Origin of the sequence: Streptomyces sp. NPDC057428 (assembly GCF_042803195.1) — a bacterium.
Taxonomy (GTDB): Bacteria; Actinomycetota; Actinomycetes; order Streptomycetales; family Streptomycetaceae; genus Streptomyces.
This window is the reverse complement of sequence record NZ_JBHVCT010000008.1, coordinates 119476-125477: the sequence shown is the minus strand read 5'-3', so window position 1 is coordinate 125477 and position 6002 is coordinate 119476. Positions and strand designations below refer to the sequence as shown.

General features: G+C 69.3%; 2 protein-coding genes, 1 tRNA gene and 1 pseudogene. 3 read left to right on the top strand and 1 reads right to left on the bottom strand.

The annotated features are described in order from the left end of the window. The first annotated feature begins 331 nt into the window (after positions 1-331). From ACFU5K_RS05615 to ACFU5K_RS05605, 3 genes and pseudogenes are all read left to right on the top strand, one after another. A tRNA-Thr gene (locus ACFU5K_RS05615) sits at positions 332-404 on the top strand. Between the two features lie 111 nt (positions 405-515). After that, entirely contained in the window at positions 516-692 is a 177-nt protein-coding gene (locus tag ACFU5K_RS05610) for a hypothetical protein (RefSeq protein ID WP_384057229.1), read from the top strand. A gap of 350 nt (positions 693-1042) precedes the next feature. Next, positions 1043-2667: pseudogene (locus tag ACFU5K_RS05605) on the top strand (ISAzo13 family transposase). A gap of 421 nt (positions 2668-3088) precedes the next feature. Here the strand turns inward: ACFU5K_RS05605 and ACFU5K_RS05600 are convergent. After that, complete coding sequence (locus tag ACFU5K_RS05600; RefSeq protein WP_384057227.1) at positions 3089-5716, bottom strand: SpoIIE family protein phosphatase; 2628 nt, start codon at positions 5714-5716, stop codon at positions 3089-3091. Between the last annotated feature and the right edge of the window lie 286 nt (positions 5717-6002).

The window sequence follows — 6002 nt, the reverse complement described above, 5'->3', positions numbered from 1 at the left end:
CAGGGGGGACCCTGTGGGAGAGTAGGACGCCGCCGAACAATTATTCCGGGAAAGCCCCGTGCCCTTGTGGCACGGGGCTTTTCTGCGTTCCCGGCTGGCTTCCGTTGCTGATGCCCCTGCGTACCGCACCCCCTCGGCTCCTGTGGCCGACGTCGGCTGCGGCAGGATGCGAGCCCGGCCCCGCCTCCGGAAATGAGCTGCCCGACGCGGCCTCAGGACCCTGGTTCAGCAGGCAACACCACGCGAGCCGACGGTGACAGACACCGCGTCAGAGGGTTTTGAGCACCCCCTCGTTCGGGGTATGCTTTAGCTCGTTGCCGCAAGGCAGCAGGCCCCAATAGCTCAGTCGGTAGAGCGTCTCCATGGTAAGGAGAAGGTCTGCGGTTCGATTCCGCATTGGGGCTCGGCAAGGAAAAGCCCCCGCCCCTGGCGGGGGCCTTTTCGTGTCCCCAGGACAAGAAGTACGGCTGTGCGGTCGCCTCCGGCTCATCGGCGGGCACGAGTGACAGCGCGTCGTGCACGGGGGTGCCGTCGGGTCTCCGCCCGAAGGAGGCCGCGAGGACCGCTGGGAGGTCTGCTTCGGCGACCCGGCCGCGTATGTCCTGCAGCACCACGCCGAACTCGTCGTCGCTGATGGCGCCCAGGAACTCCTGACGCAAGTCGTGGACGACTTCGACGAGTTCAGGTCGTAGTCGCATCCATGCGCGCGACGTCCGTATCTCGGCTTCGACATGGTCCATGAACCAGCGGATCACCGCGAAGGGGATGTCCAGGTGTTCCCCCTTTGTGTCGAAGCACACCGTCGGTTCCCTCCTCGGATCCTCGTCCGGAACGATGGCGAGAACCAGGGTTCGGCCGGTGGCCACGAGGTCCAGTTCCAGATACCAGGAGTCGTCCGGCACGGAGTACATCGTCGTGAGGGAATAGGCGCCGTCGGGCGAGGGAATGGCCATGGTGGCAGGGTGCCAGGCCCGAGCCGGCTTCCTTAGGGATTGCAGATCATCAAGGTGTTGCTTCCTGGCCTGGGGCTCGTTGGTCTGGTATGCGCATCCCGGACGAGACCCGTGACCAACTTTCCGCGATGTTCGCGGTGTTGTTCCCACATCTGGACGAGCGGCAGCGACGGCTGCTGATGGGAACCGAGGCCCGACTGCTGGGGCATGGTGGCATCCGCGCTGTCGCTCGGGCGGCCCAGGTCAGCGAGACGACGGTCCGCAATGTCTGTTCGAGTTGGAATCGGGAGAGGAGCCGTTGGGGCGGGTCCGACGTCCCGGCGGAGGACGCAAGCGGGTCGCCGATCTGGATCCGGGGCTGCGGCCGGCACTGCTGGCGCTGGTCGAGCCCGACGAGAGAGGCGACCCGATGTCGCCGCTGCGGTGGACGGTGAAATCGACCCGTACGCTCGCGGCGGAGCTGGCCCGGGCCGGGCACCGGATCAGCGCCGATACCGTGGGCGACCTGCTGCGGGAGGAAGGCTTCAGTCTTCAGGCCAACGCGAAGACGCTCGAGGGCAGTCAACATCCGGACCGCGACGCCCAGTTCCGCTACCTCAACGAGCAGGCCCGCAACTACCGGGACGCCGGCCAGCCGGTCATCAGCGTGGACACCAAGAAGAAGGAGCTCGTCGGCGACTTCAAGAACAGCGGCCGCCAGTGGCGTCCCGCTGGCGAGCCTGTCCCGGTCAGCGTCCACGACTTCCCCGACCCCCAGCTGGGCAAAGCCGTCCCCTACGGCATCTACGATCAGGCCGCGAACACCGGCTGGGTCAACGTCGGCACCGATCACGACACCGCCGCGTTCGCAGTGGAATCGATCCGCCGCTGGTGGCACGGCCAGGGCCAGGCTGCCTACCCGCGGGCGACACGGCTGCTGATCACCGCCGACGCTGGCGGATCCAACGGCTACCGCACCCGGTCCTGGAAGCTCGAGCTAGCCCAACTCGCAGCTGAAACAGGGCTGACGATCACTGTGTGTCACCTGCCACCAGGCACATCGAAGTGGAACAAGATCGAGCACCGGCTCTTCTCGCACATCACCATGAACTGGAGCGGCCGCCCGCTGACCAGCCACGAAGTCATCGTGCAGTCGATCGCCGCGACCACCACCCGCACCGGACTGCGTGTGAGAGCCGAACTCGACACCAACACCTACCCGACCGGAGTCCGCATCAAAGACGTGGAAATGGCCGCCTTGCCGCTGACCCGGCACGCGTTCCGGGGCGCCTGGAACTATGCACTGCACCCCCACCCATCACCCGTAATCCCGGCGGCCCGGGCCCCGCAGACGCCGGATCCGGAGTGGGACCAGGTCTTGCTCTCCGATCCAGCACTGACCGGAATGACCCGCCGGCAACTGAACGACCTCACCGAGACCCTGGCCCCGCACGGGGATATCCGGCGCGGTCGGCCACCTCGGCTGGCCATCGCCGACCAGGTCCTGGCCACCGTGCTCCACCTACGGGCCGCCCTGGCCGCGGAACCCCTCGCCGTGCTGTTCGGCACCAGCCGCACCGCGATGCACCGCACCCTCCTGAAGAACCGGCGACTGCTCGAGGCACACGGCATCACCATCCCACCGGCGACAACCCCACCCACGGCCCTCGCCGCCCTTCAGGACCGGGTCAAGGCACAGACCGGCGAGGACAGCAAGATCAAAACAACGTGTTAATGATCTGCAAGCCCTTTGCCTGAACGTGCCCGTCACGAGGGGCAGGGTGGGTGCATGGCATGGACAGCAGCGCCCGTCGTCCGGACCGTGGGGCTCGGGAAGCTGGGAACCGTCCCCGAACGGCAGATGCTGGAAGGGCTGCAGTGGCACCGGGAGACGCTCATGGCCAAATGCGCCAGGCTCGAGTCCGCACAGCTGGCCAGGACGACCGTCAAGCCGTCCACGCTCACTCTCCTCGGCCGGCATATACGTACTGATGATCCAGGAGCACGCCCGGCACAACGGCGACGCGGACTTCCGGCGGGAACGGACCGACGGCGCGACGGGGGACGCCGGCTGACCCGCCGGTACCGGCGGCGACACCAGGTGCCGCCGCACCAAGGGCGCCGCCGGGTGCTGGTGCGTGCCACCGGCACTACGCCTAGAAGTTGTGCGGCTCCGGTACACGCATGGCCAGGATGGCCATGTCGTCGGAGGCGGGCTCCGCGGCGAAGCGCTCGACCGCCCGCAGGATGCGTCCGGCCACGGCTCCGGCGGTCAGGCCCGTACACGTGGCGAGGACTTCGGCCAGGCCGTCGTCGCCGAGCATGCGGGTTCCTTCTCGGCGTTCCGTGACCCCGTCCGTCACGCACAGGAGTACGTCGCCGGGAGCGAGGGTGACCTCCTCCTCGTAGAGGTCGAGGTCCTCGATGACTCCCAGCAGCGGCTGCGGTTCGGCCGCCGCCTCCACGGAGCCGTCCTGGCGCAGGCGCAAGGGGAGCGGGTGACCGGCGCAGACGACCTTCAGGAGGGCACTGCCGTCCTCCTGGGGCCACAGTTCGCCGTAGAGCAGCGTGAGGAAGCGGCTGCGGGCGCCCTCGTCCAGGATGGCCGCGTTCAGCCGCTCCAGTACCGCCGGACCATCGAAGCCCTCCCGGGCGAGCAGACGCAGGGCATGCCGCGCGAGCCCTGTGACGGCCGCGGCCTCCGGGCCGGTACCGCAGACGTCCCCGATGGCGAAGCCGTAGGCGCCGTCGCGGATGGGGAAGACGTCGTAGAAGTCCCCGCCGACCTCGTTGCCCTCGCCCGCGGCCCGGTAGATGACCTCGATCTCGACGTTGGGCACGTCGGGCAGGCCGGGCGGCAGGAGGCTGCGCTGGAGGGACTGGCTGATGGCCATGCGCTCCGAGTACAGGCGGGCGTTGTCGAGGGCCAGAGCGGCCCGTCTGGACAGGTCCTCGGCCAGCTCCAGGATTTCCTGGCGGAAGTGCTCGTCGGACGGCTTGCCGAGCGTCAGCATGCCGATGACGCGGTTCCTCGCCACCAGCGGCAGGACCACGGTCTCGCCACCGACGGCCGCCGCGGTGGCCAGCGTGGTGCGGGCAGCCGCACCCATGCTCAGCGGGGCGTCGCGGCCCAGGGTGCGCCTGGACGTACGCAGGGCGGCCGCGTGACCGGCCTCCGTGGGCGCCGGCCAGATACGAGCACCGGGGGCGGGGACGGGATCCGGCGGATTGATCGAGGACAGCAGCGCCTTGAGGCCGTCGATGAGCTCCTCGTCCTCATGGAGGACGTACGAGAGATACGGCTCCGACGACTGGTCCGCGATGGTGTAGACCGCGCACCAGGTGGCCAGGGTGGGAACCGTCATCTGCGCCATCAGGGCCAGTGTCTGGTCCCTGTCCAGCGTGCCGGCGAGGAGGTCGGACGCTTCGACGAGAAAGGACAGGGAGCCGCGGCGCAGGCGTTCGAGCTCGCCTAGCCGCGCCGACTCGACGGCGAGGGCGATGCGGTCCGCGGCGAACTGCAGCCGGAGGGCCTCCTCGTTGGAGTACCGGCCCGCCGCCTCCGCCGCGACGCCCAGGGAGCCGGTGAGGCGGCCCTCGACCTTGAGCGGCACCGTGACGACCGAGCGCATTCCCGTGTCGCTCAGCAGTGGCACTGCACCCGGCACGACGGTGAGGTCCTCGTGGACGGCGGGCATGCGCGCGGAGCCGTAGCGCCCCGTGCCCGCCTCCACGGGAACCCGCGCGAAACGCTGGCGGGCGGAGGGCAGGCCCGTCGTCGCGCGGACCTCGAGCTCCGTCTCGTCGTCGGTCGCGAGCAGCAGGAAGGCCGCGTCGGCGTCCAGCATGTCCCGGGCCCGCTCGACCGTGCGCTGCAGAAGCCCGTCGAGGTCGTCGGGGGCGGGGGAGCCGATGAAGATCTCGAAGGGATCCGTGCTGCGGTTCTCGGCAGAGGTGTCGGAGACGGGGGCGCGCACCGGGGTCTGGAGCACGGCGCGTTCGTAGTCCCGCACGAGGAGGCAGACGGTGGAGGGCTCGCCCTGGGTGTCGCGGACCCTGAGGTGTGAGGCGTACACGGGGATGACGCGGCCGTCCGCGCCGCGGAGGCCGTAACTGCCCTCCCACCGGGAGAGCCGCAGCGCGTCGGCGATGCCCGTACTGGTTCCAGGGGTGTGCGGCCACGCCACGAAGTCGGTGAGCTGCTTGCCCTCGACCTGCTTCGCCGCGTGCCCGAAGAGGAAGGCGGCGTCCTCGTTCCACGAGGCGATGGCACCCGAGCCGTCGGTCTGGACGACGGCCACTCGTACCCGCTGTTCCGCGACGGGAAGGAGGGCGGTCGGCAGGACCGGGCTCGCCGAGCGGACGCCCACGGGACGTTCGGGGAGATCGAGCTGGAACCAGACGTGCTTGTGCGTCGGGGTGTACTCGACGCCCCAGCGGGTGGCGAGGGCGGCACAGAGCAGCAGGCCGCGACCGCCTTCCCGGTCGGGGCTGCCGAAGTCGAGGCCGGAGCTCTGGAGCGGGACCTCGCGCTCCGGGTAGTGGTCGGAGACCTCCACGCGTACGCCGTCCTCGGTACGCAGGCAGAGCACGTCGGCGGCCGTCCCCGCGTGCACGACGGCATTGGTCACGAGCTCGCTCGTGAGTACGACGGCGTCGTCGACGACGTCGGTGTAGCCCCACCCTTGGAGGGTGTCGCGTACGAAGGCGCGGGCGGTCGCCACCGAGCGTCCGACCGGATCGAAGGTGGCAGCCGCGCGCGCGGTGATCACAGCACTCCCCATTTGGTGTCTCGTCGCTTCCCCGAGTCCTGTGCCCGTTTCTCGCCGCTTCGATTCGCCTGCCAGGCTAGACGCTCGCCCGGTGTCCCGTGTGCACGAGGGCGGACTTGCGTGCGTGGACCGCCCGCCGGGCGCGTGATTTCGGTCTTCCAGGTGTGAGAAGTGGGACGACCGTGAGACTTTCTCCGCACGCCGGTTTCGGCCTGGTACGTTTCAACGATTTGACGGCCGCATAGTCACCCGTCGACGGTGTGCTGTGGCGGTGAGCCAAAGTGGAGCTGGGCAAGCT